Annotated in this window: 12 protein-coding genes; 4 read left to right on the plus strand and 8 right to left on the minus strand. The window is 34.6% G+C overall.

Annotated features, from left to right (window positions below; genetic code table 11):
• The first annotated feature begins 109 nt into the window (after nucleotides 1-109).
• Nucleotides 110-1,171: an endonuclease/exonuclease/phosphatase family protein gene (locus tag HRU50_RS07365; protein WP_296349753.1), complete on the plus strand. Its 1,062-nt coding sequence runs from the start codon at nucleotides 110-112 to the stop codon at nucleotides 1,169-1,171.
• A 142-nt stretch (nucleotides 1,172-1,313) separates the two neighbouring features.
• Here the strand turns inward: HRU50_RS07365 and HRU50_RS07370 are convergent, their stop codons facing one another.
• From HRU50_RS07370 to HRU50_RS07405, 8 genes are all read right to left on the minus strand, one after another.
• Nucleotides 1,314-1,739: a hypothetical protein gene (locus HRU50_RS07370; RefSeq protein WP_296349755.1), complete on the minus strand. Its 426-nt coding sequence runs from the start codon at nucleotides 1,737-1,739 to the stop codon at nucleotides 1,314-1,316.
• A gap of 51 nt (nucleotides 1,740-1,790) precedes the next feature.
• Complete coding sequence (gene pbpC / locus HRU50_RS07375) at nucleotides 1,791-4,094, minus strand: penicillin-binding protein 1C (RefSeq protein WP_296349757.1); 2,304 nt, start codon at nucleotides 4,092-4,094, stop codon at nucleotides 1,791-1,793.
• A 186-nt stretch (nucleotides 4,095-4,280) separates the two neighbouring features.
• On the minus strand, nucleotides 4,281-4,595 hold the full coding sequence (locus HRU50_RS07380) for an antibiotic biosynthesis monooxygenase (protein WP_296349759.1): 315 nt from the start codon (nucleotides 4,593-4,595) through the stop codon (nucleotides 4,281-4,283).
• Between the two features lie 96 nt (nucleotides 4,596-4,691).
• Complete coding sequence (locus tag HRU50_RS07385; protein ID WP_296349761.1) at nucleotides 4,692-5,594, minus strand: SH3 domain-containing protein; 903 nt, start codon at nucleotides 5,592-5,594, stop codon at nucleotides 4,692-4,694.
• 211 nt (nucleotides 5,595-5,805) lie between these two features.
• The gene (locus HRU50_RS07390) at nucleotides 5,806-11,397 is read right to left on the minus strand and encodes an MG2 domain-containing protein (protein ID WP_296349763.1); all 5,592 of its coding nucleotides are present in this window, start codon (nucleotides 11,395-11,397) and stop codon (nucleotides 5,806-5,808) included.
• Nucleotides 11,398-11,520: 123 nt separating this feature from the next.
• Nucleotides 11,521-12,222 (minus strand): phytanoyl-CoA dioxygenase family protein, encoded by a 702-nt coding sequence (locus tag HRU50_RS07395; protein WP_296349766.1) that lies wholly within the window; start codon nucleotides 12,220-12,222, stop codon nucleotides 11,521-11,523.
• A 5-nt stretch (nucleotides 12,223-12,227) separates the two neighbouring features.
• Nucleotides 12,228-14,435 (minus strand): beta-glucosidase BglX, encoded by a 2,208-nt coding sequence (gene bglX, locus HRU50_RS07400; protein WP_296349768.1) that lies wholly within the window; start codon nucleotides 14,433-14,435, stop codon nucleotides 12,228-12,230.
• A gap of 132 nt (nucleotides 14,436-14,567) precedes the next feature.
• Entirely contained in the window at nucleotides 14,568-15,647 is a 1,080-nt protein-coding gene (locus HRU50_RS07405; protein ID WP_296349770.1) for an isoaspartyl peptidase/L-asparaginase family protein, read from the minus strand.
• A 119-nt stretch (nucleotides 15,648-15,766) separates the two neighbouring features.
• Between HRU50_RS07405 and HRU50_RS07410 the strand changes: the two genes are divergently transcribed.
• The 3 genes from HRU50_RS07410 to HRU50_RS07420 all read left to right on the plus strand — a co-directional run bounded on the left by HRU50_RS07410 (nucleotide 15,767) and on the right by HRU50_RS07420 (nucleotide 20,041).
• A complete protein-coding gene (locus HRU50_RS07410) occupies nucleotides 15,767-17,320 on the plus strand; it encodes an aldehyde dehydrogenase family protein (protein WP_296349772.1) in 1,554 nt (517 codons plus the stop codon).
• A 157-nt stretch (nucleotides 17,321-17,477) separates the two neighbouring features.
• Nucleotides 17,478-18,851, plus strand: a complete 1,374-nt coding sequence (locus tag HRU50_RS07415; protein WP_296349773.1) for a DUF1800 domain-containing protein — start codon at nucleotides 17,478-17,480, stop codon at nucleotides 18,849-18,851.
• 2 nt (nucleotides 18,852-18,853) lie between these two features.
• Nucleotides 18,854-20,041: a DUF1501 domain-containing protein gene (locus tag HRU50_RS07420; RefSeq protein WP_296349775.1), complete on the plus strand. Its 1,188-nt coding sequence runs from the start codon at nucleotides 18,854-18,856 to the stop codon at nucleotides 20,039-20,041.
• Nucleotides 20,042-20,046 lie beyond the last annotated feature (5 nt).

The following is a 20,046-nucleotide window of genomic DNA, read 5'->3' on the forward strand; positions in this document are numbered from 1 at the left end:
AGATTAAATTAAAGTTATTTAAGGCGTGCAAATGTACGTTATTTATAATTATTACATACTTTTGGCAAGCATTTTGCCTAGGATATAACAATTAGATAATATTACTGAAATGAAAATATCAAAAACCCTTATTTCTCTTATTGTTTTAGTGTTTTCTTTAAATCTATCAGCTCAACAAGATAAGCGATTTAAAATTCACACTGTAGCGTTTTATAACTTAGAAAATTTATTTGATACCATTAATGATCCCTTAAAAAATGATGAGGCAAGTCCGATTATGGAAATGAAGAGTAATCGTGCCGAGGTCTATAAAAAGAAAGTAAAAAATATGGCAAGAGTTATTGCCAATATTGGTGCGGATAAAGCTAATAATTCACCTGCTGTTATTGGTGTTTGTGAGATTGAAAATCGAAGTGTTTTAGAAGATCTTGTTAATGATCCTTTGTTATTAGCGAAAGATTATGGCATTATTCATTTTGAAAGTCCTGATGGTAGAGGTATTGATGTAGCCCTTTTATATCAAAAGGCATTATTTAAACCTATTGAAACAAGTTCTCATACTTTAAATATTTATGATGATGTTTCTAGACGTAAAATTAAGACTAGAGATCAATTATTAGTTAGCGGAGAGTTAGATGGAGATTTGGTGCATTTAATTGTAAATCACTGGCCATCTCGTAGAGGAGGAGAAGCGAGAAGTAGACCAAAGCGTGTCGCTGCTGCAAAATTAAATAAACGCATTATAGACTCACTGCAATCTATAGATCCTTATGCAAAAATCTTTACAATGGGAGATTTAAATGATGACCCAACTAATGAAAGCGTAAAGAAAGTGTTGAAGGCAAAGAAGGATAAGAAGAAAGTACCCTTTAAAGGAATTTATAATCCTTATGAAAGAATGTTTACAGATAAAGGTTGGGGAACAACTGCATACAGAGACGCGTTGAGTTTGTTTGATCAAATAATGATGACTAAGCCTTTACTTGATGATGATTATTCATCATTTAGATTCTGGAAAGCAGGTATCTACAATCCGGCATATATGTTTAATAAAAGAGGTCGTTATAAAGGTTATCCGCACAGAAGTTTTAGCAATGGCACTTTTACCGGTGGTTTTAGTGACCACTTTCCTGTGTATGTTTACTTAATTAAAGAAGTGAAAGATAATTAATTTGTTTTCAAGCTAAACTGTCACACTGAGTGGACGCTAAGGTTACCCCAAGCGTCGATAGTTTGAGATTCTGAATTAAATTCAGGATTACAGATTAAAACATAAAAAAGGCTCAAAATTTAATTTTGAGCCTTTTGCTTTTTTAGAACCATTGTTTCCAAGGTATCATATATAAAACCAATATTAATGCAATGGTATAGAAAATACTCAGTATCTTAAACTTTGGCTTAGACACCAATTTCTTTTTGTGTTTAGAGTAACCAATCGTAACAAGAATAGCAGCAATTAACATAGTAATAGGATGCTCAACAGCTAGTTTTCTTACGGCATCATTTTTCATAACCTCACCGACACTCATTTCATCAAAATAACCTTTTGAGAACCATAAAACAATACCAATTAAAAACTGCGTATGCATAGCAATTAAAGTGAATAAAGAAATTCTGAAATCGCTCGGCGCAAACTCTTTATTTCCAAAAAATTTAAAAAGTGCTTTAAACGTTGCTAAAACAAGTGCAAGTAGCACTACATATGCCCAGCCAGAATGTATAAATTGAATTGTACTCATTGTGTTTCATTTAATTTGAACACAAAAATAGGTATTTGTCCATGAATATGATTACTCTGAAATTGTAATTTTATGTTTTAGCTCATTTCCTAATTCATCTACAACTGTTATGGTATGCTCGCCTTCTTCGGGTAGAATTGCCATATCATGAATATCTTTTGTTGTACCAACAAATTTTTCATTGAGGTACCAATAGAGTTTCAATTCGGGTTTAGAGTGCGCAACTTTTAAAATCATTTCGTTGGTGTTACCATTAAAATCTTTGGGTAGAAAAATAGTGCTCTGCTCATTAGGATAGATAAATTCCATATGAGTGTCTGATACTTCTGCGCAATCACTTCTAAAAGGTGGCAGTTCTTTATAAAACGGATTTTTATTCTTGTAATAATGCGCTAGCAATGGCGGCAACATAAACCACGCTTTATTTTTTATGTTCGAAATAGGCTCACAAGAGGAATTCACTTGATAACTTTCAGAAGTATCTAAATGCACTAATTTATGATATGGACACGGCTCAGTTTTTTGTCCACTGGCTTGAATGTATCTCATTTCGGTATCATCACAAATTGAAGATGCTCTATAGCCACTTGTTTTGCAAATATTGACTTCTAGCATTTCGTCATACGGTTTTGCAAACCAATCACTTCTAGGTAATATATCAAATATATCGAACAAAATAGGTGCAGCAGTTTGTACACCTACCAAACCAGGTCTACCTTCACCATCGGCATTGCCAACCCAGACACCTACCACATAATCTTTGGTTGTACCGATAGCCCAAGCGTCTCTAAAACCAAAACTTGTTCCGGTTTTCCAAGCGATGTCTTGCGATGAATCATAGATTTCCCAACTTTCATCACTTTCAGGTCTGTTGACCTGTTTCATACTTTCAAAAGTGAGATAGATAGAAGCAGCATCAAAAATAGTTTTCTCATCAGAAAGTTTTCCGAAGTCTAAGGTATTATTAAAATGATATGTTGGTTGAATAAATTCGTTGGAAAAATATTGACTCGAATTATCATTAAAATGATTTAAAGTCGAAGCCATTGCTGCGTAACTTTTGCACAAATCCCAAAGGTTGCTTTCTGCACCACCTAAAACCAGTGAAAGCCCATAATGATTAGCATTGTATTTTAAATCTTTAAGCTCTAGCTGTTTTAAATAATGGTAAAATCTATCTAGCCCAAACTCTTGAAGCATTCTTACTGAAGGCACGTTTAAAGAACGCGAAAGTGCTTCATTAGCAGGTACGGCACCATCATAAGTTTTATCATAATTTTCTGGTTGGTAGCTACCAAATTGTGTAGGTACGTCGGCCACTAAAGTATGAGGTAAGAGGTCGCCAGCATCAAGCATTGCTGCATATAAAAAAGGCTTCAAAATACTACCTGTGCTTCTTGGTTTGTCAATAATATCTACACTTTTTTGATGGGTTTTATCTGTTGGTGAGTTGCCGATATAAGTCAATACTTCTCGTGTATTCACATCTAAAACTAATACCGAAATATTATAGATTTCATTCTGTTTTAGTAGATTATAGTGCTGCTTTACTATAGCATTTGACTGTTCTTGAAGATTGATATTCAAAGTCGTTTTTACGTATTTTCCTTTTTCACTTTTTGCAATTTTTTGAAGCAGATGAGGTGTAATTTGAGGTAATGGATATGGTTTTTGAGGTAAATCTTCAGCAATAGAAAGTTCATAGGTTAATTGGTCTATAGTACCATTTTCTAATAGTTTTTTGAGTAATCGGTTGCGTTTATCAAGTAGACGTTTTTGATTTTTCCCAGGGTAAATTAAACTTGGTGCATTTGGCAAAACAGCAAGTGTTGCACTTTCTGCCCATGATAAATTGTGAGCACTTCTATTAAAATAGCGCCAAGACGCCGCATCAATACCAACAACGTTGCCGCCAAAAGGCGCATGACTCGCATAGAGGTTTAGAATTTTATCTTTTGACAATCTGAATTCTAATCGTGTGGCGAGAATCATTTCTTTTAGTTTCTCAACATAGGTTCTCGGTTTTCCTTTTCGAGATAAACGAATAACTTGTTGTGTAATGGTGCTTCCACCACGTTTTACAGAGCCCGAACTTATATTCTGTTTTAAAGCCTTAAAAATTGAAATAGGATTAAATCCTGGATGCTTGTAGAAATACTCGTCTTCAAATTGAAGAATACAGGTTTTAAATTTATTAGGAACACTATCTGTAACAGGAAATCGCCATTGCCCATCATCAGCAATTAATGCGCCTAATAGTTCTTCGTCAGCACTAGTAATAACTGTTGCTGTTGGGTCTTTGAATAGTTGTTTTGGTAAACAGAAATAGTAGGCAACCAAAAGGCACAAAATCACTATCGATTTTTTCTTGTTGCGTTTTATGTAGTTTACTAATTTCAAATTGTTTAAAGTTGTAATTGTAGAGAGATTACTTCGTCATTCGTACCTCATTCCTCGTATTGACAGATGATCATGTCATTGCGAGCTTCGCAAAGCAATCTTTTGTTGCAATGAGATACTGAAACTTATTAAATGAAAAAATTAGTTCGCTTTTTCAAATTCATACTCACGTTCTACTTTACAAATACGAACATTATACCAGTTGTACCATTGCTCACGACCTTTTTGTTGCGCGAATAAATGTTGTGTGTTTGCTTTCCAAGCTTTAATGGCTTCTAAACTTTTCCAATAACTCACTGTAATACCAACAGTATTTCTAGCACTTTCAATACCAATATAGCCTTTCTGTTCTTTAGCTAGGTTTTCCATTTTCTCGGCCATTTCAGAATAGCCTTCAATATTTTCAGTTTGTGTTGATGTGAATATTACAGCGTAATATGGAAGTTTTGTTTTCATATTATTTCTTTTCATGTCAGGTTGAGCGTAGTCGAAAACTTATTAATTCTTGGTATAAATACCTTTCGACTGCGCTCAAGGTGACATAATTATGGCTCATGACCCTTTTTGGATTTCAAATTCAATGATTTTTTCAGTGATGTTATCTTCAAAATCAGTTAAAATAAATTTAATAAAAACACGGTTTTTAGTGACACTCACAGGAAAATCTTTTAAGTTTTCGATAGACTTTATATACTCTAACCAGTCTTCTCCACACTTGTCTACAACATCTTCTTTCAGATTTGTAGCTGCCATGTCGATAAAGGTTTTCCAATCTTCATCGGTATAAGTCAATGTCTGAAATGTATTAGATTTAATCTGCTTTAAAGGTTTCCATTCAGTATCAAATTGCGTCCATTCATTGTTGTTACATTTTGAATCTCCGCTCATAAACGAGAAACTATTTTCGTAACGTTGAAATAGACTCACATGTTTATAATCGTTATCAACTAAAACAATTTCTTTTCCTTCCGGTGAATCTGATTTGTCAACATTTACATAAGCGACGTCATCTTCTTTAAGGTCGTGATTTCTTTTGTAATCACTAGTTGCAATGTTTTTTAATTCCACATTTAAATTATCGAATTTCACTCTAATGGTTCTGGCAATTTTATCTGGTGATAAATAGCCATCAAACACATAACCAATATGAGTTCTGGTTTCTACTTTAACCCATTTACCGCTTATCTTTTTACCAGCATCTAAGATGACTAGTTTCTTATCAGTTTCTTCAAGCACACCAATGGCTTCGCCATAAGCTAACTTACTCAGCATTTTTGCACCAATGTCTGGTTGCTCTCTAAGTGATAAACCGCTTTCTGCAGCTACATATGCATTTTCTTGTGCAGTTAGTATTGAAATGTTAAACACTAACGCAATTGCTAAAATCATTTTTGAAAAGTTACTCACTGTACTTTTATTGTTTACGTGCTCGTGATTTTTCTTCGAAAAGTTCATAATTCCTAAGTTTTAGATTAAACAAATTAGCGGTTTGTTCTTCTAGGATGTTTTTCTTGCCTGTCGACCGACAAGTAGTTTAGTTTGTTTCGTCATTTCGAATGAATTTTAAGCTTGTTAGAGCTTTCAATTTGTATCGAGAAATAGACACTGTTTGTTAACTAGTTCTCGATACGATTTACAAGTAAAACACTCGAACTGACGTTTTATCTTATTTCTCAACGGTTACCCATTTACCTTTATTCCTTACTAGGTAATTGTCGTTGTCATACATAGCTTCTGCTTGTGCGCCTGGTAAATAGTAGGTGCCTAAATAGGAAGCATTCAACATTACGGTAAATGTTTTTGTGCCATAGTTACCTTTTCTATCCATATCAAAATAGAAATTAACTCTATCATCTCTAATGTCTGTATGTCTAGCCTGACTTACAGTGGTATCTCCAAAATCTGTAAATCGTGTGTTTACAACTTCCCAACCAGAAGGAAAGACTTGAGTCAATGCAACATCTTTAACGCGCTGGCTTGTTAGGTTTGAAATACTCACTGTGGCTACAAAATCTTGACCTTGTTGTAATTTTTCAATATCAATGATATTACCTTGTAAATCCTTGTATACTGTTGAGATTGAAAAGCCACGTTGTTCAGCTAATTCTTCACCAAGTTTTAGTTTTCCAGAGTTTAAGATTCTAACGTATACTCTATTCTGTCTTTTATTGGTAATTGAAATCTTATTTTCACCATTTTTTATTGGAATGCGACGTTGGGCCATTCCGTTTTTAGTGTCAATGGTTTCTGTTTTACCATTTATGGTGTAACTAATTTTTAAGTCTTTACCACCATTTTGAGTGATGAGTTTGCCCATTGCTAATAAACTGTATGCTGTGGTTTGAGTACTCATCCAACTATCACTAGATAACGACTTAGCAATACGTTTTGCCAATTCTATTTTCTTAGAATGATTAGTGAGTAACATGGTTTCTAATGCCATAGCTCTATTTCGGTGTATAGAACCATAAGTGTAACTATCACCTTCTTCAGATTGAAAATCCACATTAGCAGTTTTTGATATGGCATCGCTAGCTTCTTTCTGTCCTGCAAGCGCATATGCTGCCGCTAATCGCCATTTAGCGTTGTTTGATAATTCTTCAAATTCCCGCAATCTGTTCATGCTAGCCAAATCTGGACTTCCAGCCAAAGCCAGAGTATATAATCGATATGCTTGGGCAACATCACTATTGTAATATCTGTAGCTTGGTCTCCAATCTCTAGCAGCTTGCTTTTGATAATTTATCCAATTGCTCTTAAACGCTAATGGCAATACAAATCCTTTTTTCTCAGCTTCAATCATAAAATGACCAGCATAACTTGTGCCCCAATCATTCGCTGTGTTTTCTCCAATCCAATAACTCAAGCCACCATTTGGTCTTTGGAAACGACCTAAACGTTTAATCCCATTTTCAATATTTCGCTGTACTTGAGCTTTCTTTTGGTCGGTTAAATCGAAAATATCAGCTAAATATAATTGTGGAAATACACTAGATGTTGTTTGTTCTACACAACCATGTGGATACTGAATAAGATATGCCATACGTCTCGAAAAATCCATTGGTGGAAGTGTTGAAAATTCAACCATTGCGCTATTTGTACCACGCACACCAAAGGTTGCAAAATCTATTGTAGCATTTGCAGAAGCTTCAATTTCCTTATCAATCACTTTTGAAGTCATTGGGTTTGGATTCACTACATCAATTTCTACTTTATACGTTGATTTTTCTCCGTTTCCAGTTGCAATGACTTCGATGGTATTGATGCCTTTAGCTTTAGTAACATCGAGTTCAAAATATGCCATTTTTTCGTCTGGCTTATTAAACTGAAGTGATTGTGTGTTGTTTCCTTTTATTGTAATACCGTCGCTTAGCTTTAAAGATAAGTTGACGTTTTTCACCTTTTTTTCCATCGCAAAAACGGTTACTGGTAAGGTTACTTTTTCGCCAGGACTAAGTTTTCGAGGTAAGCTTGCTAACACCATTAAAGGTTTTTTGACTTTTACAGATTTTTCTGCGCTACCATAAGCTTCCTCATTATTGTTACCAGCAACAACCATTGTGCGAACCGCACCAACATAATTTGGCATTTTAAGTTGATGTGTTTTTGTGATACCAGGTTTTAAAACAAAAGGTCCTAAATAGGTAACAACTGGTTTAAAGCGATTCGCTTTTTTATTCTTTCCTTTAGCGGCACTACCATCACCACCAATGGCAAATACTTGGTCTATACTGCCAGAATATGCACCAACAACATGATCAAAAATGTCCCAAGTTTTCACTCCTAAAGCTTCTCTTGCGTTGAATGTATTCCAAGCATTTGGCGTTTTAAATCTGGTTAAATCTAACAGACCTTCTTCAACAACAGCAATAGTATAGGTCATTGGTTTGTTGTTCTTTTCAGACACTTTTATTTCATAAGATTGTTCTGGTCTAATAGCATCTGGCATTGTAATTTGAGGTTCTAATTTTGTTGCAGGGTTTTCAACCATCATTGGAATTACTCCATACAAACGCACAGGTAAATCGTTTGAAGTAATCGCATGTGGTTGTAGCAATGATATATTAACAAACACATTTGGTGCCATATCTTTTGTTACCGCAATGTCAACAGTGGTTTCTCCTGGTTTTGTTTTTACCCATTGGTGTTGTAAAACCTCAGTACCATTTTCTATACTTACAAGTGCACGTCCTTCGCTACCAGATGGAAAGGTTAATTTCGCAGTTTCACCAACATTATATTTTTCTTTGTCCGTTGAAAAGATGAGCATTTTTGCAGCTTCTTTATCCATTCCTGGTGAATTAGACCACCAATTTTTATAAAAATATGCTATGCGACCTGTGGCGTGACCACTAATTGGGTCAACAACTCTAATAAGATACCGACCTCTATCTTTCTCAGGAATATTGATGTTGAGTGTTGCTTTTCCTTTGGCATCTGTATCAATAAGATATTGCTGAATAGGTCTGTGATAGTTGCTAGACACGTAACTCGATAAATTTTCGTAAGATGAATTCCACCACCAACGCCATTCAATTTTATAGATTTTTACTTCTAGATTTTTACGTTGAATTGGCTTGCCTTCAGCAGTTACGGTGGCGATATCAAACGTATGATTTTCATCTGTAAAGAACGAACCATAGTTATTCCCTTTTGGCGACTTTAAGCCCACAAAACTTTCGTATGGTGCATAAGGCATTGTAAATGCATCTAGTGAGAAATCTCCACCATTTTCGAAAGCTCTTACTAAGAATTGGGCATTTAGCATTCCTGGTGCGTTCTTTCCAATATTAAGCTCAGCGTTAATTTGTGCTTTTCCATTTTCGTCTAAATCACCTTCATAAACATTGATTTCTTCAGAATTAAATGTTTTAGTTGGGTCGCTAAACACATAGTTTTTGTAACCATTAAAGCTTGTATATTTTGTAGTAAACTTTGCTTTTACTTCAGCACTTAAATTTTTAGCTGGTGCACCATGAAGCCAAGCCACATCTAAATTACCTTCTAATGTTTTATCGTTAGAGAGTACTTCGTCTTTAAAGTCTATTTTAATTTTAAGACGGTTTGGTTTTACGGTTTCAATCTTTAGGCTTTTAGCAAATTTTGCACCACCAACAGAAACCGTTGCATTGTAATTTCCAGTTTTATAATCAGGCGACGTTGGTACCTTAAAGTCATAAAAATTATTGATATTGTCTATTGACACTTTTCTGTACACAAGCTTACCAACTGGGTCTGTGATTTCTAGTTTTACAGGATGACGTTTAGGTAATTTATTCGCTTTGTCATTTAGCATAAAGGTTAAAAATAGACTGTCTCCAGGTCTCCAAACACCGCGTTCTCCATAGATGTAGCCTTTTAAGCCACGTTGTAGTCTATTACCCGAAACATCAAACTTACTAAGTGATAACGCGTTGCCATCAAACAGTTTAACATAGCTTGTACTTTTCCCTTTAGATATTACAGCGAATGCTGCTCTTTTTTTAATATCTACTTCAACAATTCCTTCATTATTTGTTGTCTTAGAAGCCAATTCTTGTTGCTGATAATTATACAATGATACTTTAGCTCCACTTTCTGGTTGCGTGCTTAAAATATTGGTGACAGCAAAGAAATAGCTGTTGTCATTGCCTTGCTTAGCAATCACTCCCAAGTTAGAACCGATGAGGTTTGCTGCCACAGTTCTATTGCCATAATTGTAATAAGACTCTGTACAAGGATTATTTCTGTCTCTATATCTGTAATTGGTGTTTCTGTATCTGTAGCTTACATTATCCCAATATTGCTCTTCTCTAAGTTCTTGCTCCTCTTCCGAAATATCTTCGGTATAAGTGAAGTCTTCCTCATAATAATCGTCATAGTAGTAATCATCATAATAGTCGTCTTCATCAACATCTGTTGTGCTAGAGTTTGAAGAACAATCGTATAACGAATAGTCGCCTTTGTAGCTCAACTCAATGCGATAAATTGCTCCTAGGTCAGCATTGAGATATTTTGATAAATCAATGCTGTAGGCTTTCCATTTTCCTGTGTTTTGAGTTGGACTTTCAATTAAGGTAATGGTTTCTTTAGCAATACGTCTTCCTACTTGTTTAATGCCATTTTCGTAGTTGCTGTTCATGTTGTTCTCTTGAAGAAATTGTAACACGTTATCTTCAAAAATCTTAATGACTCTTACATCAACTTTACTCAGATTTACAGCTTCAAAATTGAAAGTTAAGTCTTCAGAATTTGGTAAAATTGAGCCATTACTTATTAATCTTACTTGAGGTTTTAATTCTTCAAAAATAATGGTTCTAGTCAATGGATTTTTTAGTTTGAATCCATCGGTATTCTTAATTCCTGTGAAGACATCAACTTTAATTTCTCCAACCAATTTCGTGTTCGGATAGACTTTAAGCACATTGCCGTTAACCACATATTTTGGGTCTTTTACATTCTGAATAGTCACTAAACCTTCAAAATTTTGTTGTTTTTTTATTGGATCAGAAAAGTTGATAGATAAGTATTGTTCTGGGTTTTGAACAACGCTAGTTTCAACAATAGTAAAGTTGTTTTTACCAGGAATCAAAATGTCGTTGTCACCTTTATTATCTGCTTTAATGGCTTTGCCATTCCATTTTACATTGACTTTACTGTCTTCAATTTCGCGCTTAATACTGTCTATTTTGAATTCAAAATATTTTGAAGGTGCATCATTTTCTAACCAAACAATATTTAAGTTTTTTTTACTCTGAGAAGCAGAGATTAATTGTTTTGCATCTTCTAAGGTGATGATATCTGCAGAATGTAAGCCACCAAGCACATACTGCCATTCTTTATTATAAGATTGAAGGTCGTGCGTAGCAATATTAAAGCTCGGTTTTATGGTTTTAAATTGAAAGGTATAGTATTCAAACTCTTTTGGAACATTCTTGTAAATCTCACCAAGATTTACCGTTACCGTGTATTCTGTGTTAGGTTCTAGATTTTCATCAGGTGTAAACAGTAAGGAATGTTTGTTTAAAGCCTTTAATGTGCCTTGAATATAAGGATGCGTTTTAACAATTTTTTCTTCGATGGTTTGTTCAGCTTCCCAACCTTCAACTTCTTCGGCTAGGTTTATTCTAATAGATTCAGAAACAGAAATACGACCTTGAGTTGTATAGCTTATATAATTCCTATACTTAAAAATATTATCTGTTTCTACAGGTGCTTTTTTGCATGAGAACGCTAACGCTAAGATGAATACGTAAGCAAAATACTTGTTGATTTGCATAGGTTGATGGATTTAGATAAACTTCGATTAAAAAGAATGGTAGGTGCTTTCTTGTTAATTAAGTACGCCGTATTTTTTAGGTTTAGACTTTAAGGTCTTGTTAAAATGTTCTTAAAGTTATTTTTAAGCAATTAAATTAGAAAGTTCTTTCTTTTCTAACCAACCCATTGGAATATCTTGATTGCAAAATTCTAATTGGATTACGCGTCGGTCATAATCTGAAGTTGATTTATCTGAAGCATGCAATAATAATGGGCTCATAAGCATCACTCCACCTTTTTCAACATTGCATAATTCTTCTGTTTCAAATTGACTTTTGTTGAAATTTTCATCTACTCTAATAATTCCTAGTTTATGAGATTTTGGAATAACCCTTAAAGCTCCATTTGTTGCGTTTGTGTCATCTAAGTGAATCCTAAATGTAATAGTGTTTGATACGATATCTACAGGTGGAATTACACCTAATTGCCCATCTTTTAATGTCCATTTTGAATAACCTTCTAATTCAAGTTTTTCTTTAACACTAATACTCATGTCTTGATGATAATTAACGAACCAATTGGATTTTTTAGGCTTGTTGAAATAAATTGACTTTGATAAGAAATAACTATTGTCGCAAACAGATTTGTACAACTTTTTAAATGAAGAATTATTAAAAATCAACTTTAAAACCTCTAGGTTGGTTTTTATAAGTTGTCGTTTTGCATACAATGTATTAGAATTATCTATGTTACTAGATAGATGTTTTAATTCCTCATCTGAAAAAATGGGTTTTGTAATAGCAAAACCTTTATTAATAAGTTCTGTCTTGTACGTTAAAAGCATACGTTTTATTCAATTAACTCAAAAGATTTTTCAAGCGTAGTCATCGAGCTTCCGCCAACAAATACTTTAAAATCTCCAGCTTCAACGATAAATTCACCTTCGTTATTATAGAATCCTAAAAGACTTTTATCGAGCTTGAATTGAATAGTCTTGGTTTCCCCTTTTTTAAGTTCAACCAACTCAAAACCTTTTAACTCACGTACAGGTCTTGTAATGCTTCCGAACAAATCTCTAATGTAAAGTTGCACAACTTCTTTTCCGTTATAATTTCCAGAATTAGTCACATCAACAGACACTTCAACCGTATCATTAATATTGAAGGTTTTACCGTTAATTTTAAAGTTACCGTATTCAAAAGAAGTATAACTTAATCCATGACCAAAAGCATACAAAGGCGTTCTTTCGGAATCTATATAATGCGACCAAAATACATTACCTTCTCTGTTGATTGGTCTTCCTGTGCTTTTATAGTTATAGTAAATAGGAACTTGACCAACATTTCTAGGAAACGTCATGGTAAGTTTTCCGCTTGGGTTGTAATCTCCATATAAGACTTGAGCAACTGCATTTCCTGTTTGTGAACCTAATTGCCATGCTTCTACGATTGTAGGAATATGTTTATCTGCCCATTCAATGGCTAATGGTCGTCCATTATTAAGTACTAATACAATATTTTTATTAGCCTTATAAACTTCTTCTAGCAATTCTTGTTGTAATCCAGGTAAATCAATTTGTGTTCTACTTCGTGCTTCACCACTTTGAAATCCGTGTTCACCTAAAACCATTACTACTACATCTGCATCTTTTGCAGCTTCAATAGCTTTCGGAAAGTTTGATTTATCCGTTTCGTTAATAACAACTTCTTCTACAAAATGGGTTTTTCCAATAGTAAGGTCAACACCTTTTTCATACACTAAACTATTGTCTTTATATTGTTGCATGCCTTCTAATACAGAAATGGCAGTATTATCGTCTGAAGCAATTCTCCAACTGCCTAAAGGGCTATTTTTCTCTGATGCCAAAGCACCAATAAGCGCAATTTTTTGACCTTCTTTTTTAAGAGGTAAAAGATTGTTTTCATTCTTAAGTAAAACAATAGATTTTTTTGCAATATCTAGTGCCGCTTCCTGATGATCCTTATGGTACAGCGTACTTTTTTCACGTGATTCATTGCAGTATTTATAAGGGTTATCAAATAAGCCAAGCTCATATTTTAATCTAAGAATACGCTTAACAGCATCATCAACTATAGACTCTTTTACAGTACCATCATTAACCAACTTTACCAATTCTTCAATATATACATAGCCTTCCATATCCATATCAGAACCTGCAGTTGAAGCTAGTTTTGCTGCTTCACGTTTATCCTTTGCGTGTCCCCAGTTGATTAATTCCCAAATAGATGCCCAATCCGAAACTACAAAACCGTTAAAATTCCATTTTCCTTTTAAGATGTCTCTTTGTAAAAATTTACTGGCAGTTACTGGAATGCCGTTAATTTCATTAAACGAATTCATTACACTTCTGACATTCGCGTCAACAGCAGCCTTAAATGGAGGTAGTACTGTATTATATAAAGTTGAAGTGCCAATGTCTACAGAATTGTATTCTCTACCTGCTTCAATAAATCCGTATGCAGCAAAGTGTTTAGCGGTAGCAGCCAACGTATTATTGGCGGATAAGTCATCACCTTGAAATCCTTTGACACGAGCCTTTGCTATTTGACTTCCTAAAAATGGGTCTTCACCAGCACCTTCCATAACACGACCCCAGCGTGCATCTCTAGAGATATCTACCATAGGTGCAAAGGTCCAATTAAGTCCTACAGATGACGCTTCAATTGCGGCAACACGAGCCGATTTTTCTATGGCTTCTAAATCCCAGCTACAAGACTCAGCTAATGGAATTGGACTAAGTGTTTTATAACCATGAATAACATCAAATCCAAAAATTAAAGGAATCCCTAATCGACTTTCTTCTACAGCAACTTTTTGAACTTCCCTAACTTGCTCAACACCTCTGACACTCAACATCGCACCAACCCATCCTTTCTTAAGATGCTCGTATTTTTGTTCGGCAGAACCTTCTTGAGGTACAGGACCAGTGACATCCCAAAACCCGTTATATAAATTCATTTGACCAACTTTTTCTTCGAGTGTCATAAGATTTAAAAGAGAGTCTACTTTTTTGTCAATAAGGTCATTAGAGTTCATCTGACTGTATAAAGAATTACTGATAAAACAGAGGATTAAAATTTTAATTGTTGATTTTAGTGGTATTGTGCAAAATGACATATGAGTATTTATAAGGTTATAGAAAGCAATCTAAGTAATACAATATGGTGATTATTCTTTATAAATTCCAATGATCAATTCACCATTGTCATTCATTTGTGCGCGGTACATGCCTGCCGTATTGAATTCGGCAACCATATTACCATCTTTATCAACGGCAACAATTCCGCCATCTCCACCTAAATCAGCAACTTTATCAAGTACTGTTTTAGAAGCCTCTTTAAGACTTAAACCTTTGTAGTCCATTAAAGCAGAAATGTCATGTGCAACTTGAGCTCTAATAAAATATTCTCCCCAACCAGTGCTAGAAACTGCACATGTCGCATTGTTAGCATAGGTACCGCTACCAATAATAGGGGCATCACCAATGCGTCCCCAACGTTTATTGGTCATTCCACCAGTTGAGGTGCCAGCTGCGAGATTTCCGTCTTTATCAAGAGCAGCGCAGCCAACAGTACCGAATTTAGAGTTTTTAATATCAGCATCATAAAAGTCTAAAAATGCAGATTCTGTATCTATTTTACCAGCTTTAGCTTCTTCACGTGCTTTTACACGTTGTAAAGACTCAAAGCGTTTTTCAGTATAAAAATATGATGGATCAACTATTGCTAAACCTTGCTCTTTAGCAAAGATTTCAGCACCTTCACCAGATAACATCACGTGTTTAGATTTTTCCATGACAGCTCTTGCCAAGTCAATAGGGTTTCTAACGGTTTTTGTACTTGCGGACGCACCGGCATTCAACGTTTTGCCGTCCATGATTGATGCGTCTAATTCGTTAGTTTCGGCATTAGTAAACACAGCGCCTTTACCTGCATTAAATAATGGAGAGTCTTCTAATACATTAATGGTTTTTGTTACAGCGTCAAGACTTGTACCACCATTTTTTAAGATGTTATAGCCAACTCTTATAGCCTCTTCGAGCTTTGCTTTGTAGGCTGCTTCTTTTTCAGGAGTCATATTTTTTCTCAAAATGGTTCCTGCTCCTCCATGAATGATTATCGCAAAATCTGGTTTTTGACTACTATTTTGAGTAGATTTTTCAGTTTTAGATGGGTCAACAGTGGTATTGCTATTTTTACAACTATAAAGTAATAAAACTGCGAAAAGAGCAATAATAAACTTCTTCATATTGGTTTAGTTTTAAAGTGCTTTAAAGTTACAGTATTAGTGATAATGTTTCTAAGAAAACTACCAATTTATTAGTAACTTCGCGGAAATATTTAATAATTCGTAAAAAACTCATACGTATGGAAGCTATTGCTACCGATTTCGGAATAAAAGATGCTTTAAGCCAATTAGGTGTTAAAGATATAAATGAAGGAACATCAACTGGTTCTGACAATTTTTCTAATGGTGAAATTATAGAATCATATTCGCCAGTAGATGGACAATTAATTGCTAAAGTAAAAGTATCTACAAAGGAGGATTACGAAAAGGCCATGTTAGCTGCAACATCGGCTTTTAAAACTTGGCGTGTTATGCCTGCTCCGCAACGCGGTGAAATCGTACGTCAGTTTGGTGAAAAGCTTAGAGAAAAGAAGGAAGCTTTAGGTAAGTTGGTGTCTTACGAAATGGGGAAATCTTACCAAGAAGGATTAGGTGAGGTTCAAGAAATGATTGACATATGTGATTTTGCTGTTGGTTTATCGCGTCAGCTTCATGGTCTAACAATGCATTCTGAGCGGCCAGGGCACAGAATGTACGAACAATACCATCCATTAGGTGTTGTTGGTATTATTTCAGCGTTTAATTTTCCTGTTGCTGTGTGGTCTTGGAATACTGCTTTAGCTTGGATTTGTGGTGATACTTGTATCTGGAAACCATCAGAAAAAGCACCAATTTGTGGTGTTGCTTGCCAGAATATTGCTGCCGAAGTTTTCGCAGAAAACAATTTACCAGAAGGTATCTCTTGTTTAATAAATGGTGATTACACGGTAGGTGAGTATATGACAAAAGATAAGCGTGTGCCATTAGTATCTGCTACAGGTTCTACCAGAATGGGTAAAATAGTTGCTCAAGAAGTAGCAGCACGTTTAGGAAAATCTTTATTAGAATTAGGCGGAAATAATGCCATTATTGTAACACCAGATGCAGATGTGAAAATGACTGTGATTGGCGCAGTATTTGGTGCCGTAGGTACAGCCGGACAACGTTGTACGTCTACACGTCGATTGATTATTCACGAGAGTATATATGATAAGGTGAAAAATGCAGTAGTTGACGCCTACAAGCAATTGCGTATTGGAAATCCATTAGATGAAAATAACCACGTTGGACCATTAATTGATACTGATGCTGTGAAAATGTATCAACATGCTTTAGAGAAGGTAGTTGAAGAAGGTGGAAATATCGTTGTTGAAGGTGGTGTTTTAGAAGGTGAAGGCTACGAAAGTGGTTGCTATGTAAAACCTGCTATTGCTGAAGCTGATAACTCTTTTGAAATTGTACAGCATGAAACATTTGCACCTGTATTATACTTATTGAAGTATTCAGGAGATGTTGAAAATGCCATAGATATGCAGAACAACGTTGCTCAAGGTTTATCTTCAGCAATTATGACAAATAACTTGCGTGAAGCTGAACGTTTCTTGTCTCATGCTGGTAGTGACTGTGGAATTGCAAATGTCAATATCGGAACTTCTGGTGCTGAGATTGGTGGTGCTTTTGGTGGTGAAAAAGAAACTGGTGGAGGTCGCGAATCTGGTTCTGATGCCTGGAAAATCTACATGCGACGTCAGACAAATACCATTAACTACACTACAGACTTGCCTTTAGCACAAGGTATTAAGTTTGATTTGTAAGATCATAAGAAATATGTAACCTTAAAAACCGTTTCTAATTTAGAAACGGTTTTTTTATATCTATAAACAACCACTAAGTTTCTCTAAATAGCTTTTTTGATTTAGTTTTTAATAGCTATTCGATTAAACCATTACATTTTTATCTAGTCTAAAATTCATGACATTAGAAGAGATTAAACATTTACATTGGCGTGCTGGTTTCGGCATACAAGAAGAAGTACTTAGTAATAAATCATTTAATAAAAAGCAGGTTATAGATGCTCTTTTTGATGATTCTGCGTCAGCTTTAGCCCTAAATGTAGATGTATCTTACCTAGATGGTATTAACTTATCAGATATAAAAACAAATCCTTCTTTAGCTAAAAAACTTCGAGAAAAAAATAGAAAAAAAGCTCTAGATATTAATATAGCTTGGATGGAAAGAATGACGTACTCTAAAGATACTTTAAGAGAACGAATGACGTTGTTTTGGGCCAATCATTTTGTTTGTCAAGATAAAAATCCTAAACACATACTTCAATATAATAATACGTTACGCTCTCATGCGCTCGGGGACTTTAGAACATTTATTAAAGCTATTTCTAAAGAGGCTGCAATGTTGAAGTATTTGAACGGTAAACAGAATAGAAAACGCAAGCCTAATGAAAACTTTGCGCGCGAATTAATGGAGCTTTTTACTCTAGGTGAAGGTTTTTACACAGAATTAGATATTAAGGAAAGTGCAAGGGCTTTTACAGGTTACAATCATAATTTTGAAGGCAGTTTTGTGTTTATGAAACTGCAGCACGATTATGGATTTAAAACATTTTTAAACAGAACGGGAAGATTTAATGGTGAAGATATCATTGACATCATCTTAGAGAACAAACAATGTGCACGATTTATTTCGGATAAAATATACCGGTATTTTGTAAATCCTAAACCAAACATAACCCATATTGAGGCTATGACCGAGGTATTTTATAAAGATTATAATATTGAAGAGTTGATGCGTTTTGTCTTTACATCAGACTGGTTTTATTTCAAAGAAAATATTGGAGCAAAAATTAAATCCCCAATAGAGCTCTTAGTAGGTATGACTAAAACCGTTCCTTTTAAGTTTGAAAGAAAAAAAGATGTTGCAGGTATTCAAAAGTTGCTAGGGCAAATGCTATTAAAACCGCCAAATGTTGCGGGTTGGAAAGGCGATAAGGCATGGATAGACGCCAGCACAATCATGATACGATTAAGATTACCATCAATGTTATTGAATAACGCAGTGATACCTGTTGATGAATATGGAGCATTTAATGAAAGGTTTAAGTCCAGATTTTTTAAGAAAAATAATGGAAAATTACCTTTTAAGATCTTACCTGATTGGGATATGTTCTTGAAAAATTTTCAGTCAGTAAAAACAATTGATTTAGCAGATATAATAATTCAAGGGAAGTTTAGTAAAGGGACAAAAGCATTCTTAGACACTTTAAAGAAAGCTTCTAAACGCGATTATTGTGTGCAGTTAATGTCTTTGCCAGAATATCAAATGTGTTAAATATGGAAAGACGAAAATTTTTAAAAAACTCAGCATTAGCAAGCAGCTTACTCTTGGTGCCAAATTTTGTGAAGGCATTAGAAACTCAGCCATTAAATACACTCGGATATAAACGTCTGGTCATCATTCAACTGTCTGGTGGTAATGATGGACTTAATACTATAATTCCCCATAATAATGAAATTTATTACAATGCAAGGCCGCGTTTGGCGATTACCCAAAACATCATAAAATTAAATGATGACTTAGGATTTCATCCAAGTATGGCTCCTTTAAGAGCGTTGTTTGATAATGGTGAAATGTCCATCATTAATAATGTAGGCTACCCTAATCCTGTCCGTTCACACTTTAGGTCTATGGATATTTGGCAAACAGCAAGTCATGCCAATGAGTATTTACAAAGTGGTTGGTTGGGACGTTATCTAGACGAACATGGCAATCAACCCTACAATGCTATTGAGATAGATAATCAGTTAAGTTTGGCCATGAAGGGAGAACACTTTAACGGTATTGCCACAAATAACCATAACGTTCTTTATAAAACGTCAAAAAATCCCTTTTTTAAGGGTTTGAGTGATCATTTTGACGATAAACATCTAAGCGAGCATAATTTAGGTTATTTATACAGAACTATGATTGATGCGAGGTCTTCGGCCAAATATATTTATGAGAATACTAAAGTTAGTTTATCTCAACAAGAGTATCCTCAAAATGCTTTCGCAAAGCAACTTAAGAATGTAGCTCAATTTATAAATTCGGGCTTAGAAACTAAAGTCTTTTATACTGCCTTGAGTGGATTTGACACGCACGCTAATCAGTTAAATACCCAAAAACGATTATTGACCCAATACTCGGATAGTATATCTGCATTCGTAAAAGATTTGAAACGCAATAATACGTTTAAAGACACATTGATTTTAACGTTTTCAGAATTTGGCCGACGTGTAAAACAGAATGCTGCTAATGGCACTGATCATGGGGCAGCCAATAACATTTTTGTAATAGGTAAAAAATTAAAAAAAGCAGGATTTTATAATAAACTTGCGAGTTTAAGTGATTTAGACGACAATGGAGATATTAAGTATGAAGTTGATTTTAGAGCAGTCTATAAAACCATTCTCAATAATTGGATGAATGTGTCATCAGAAGGCATAATTATGTCAAAGCACAACAGTTTAGACTTTATTTAATATAG

The sequence above is a fragment of the Winogradskyella sp. genome (assembly GCF_013213835.1).
GTDB lineage: Bacteria > Bacteroidota > Bacteroidia > Flavobacteriales > Flavobacteriaceae > Winogradskyella.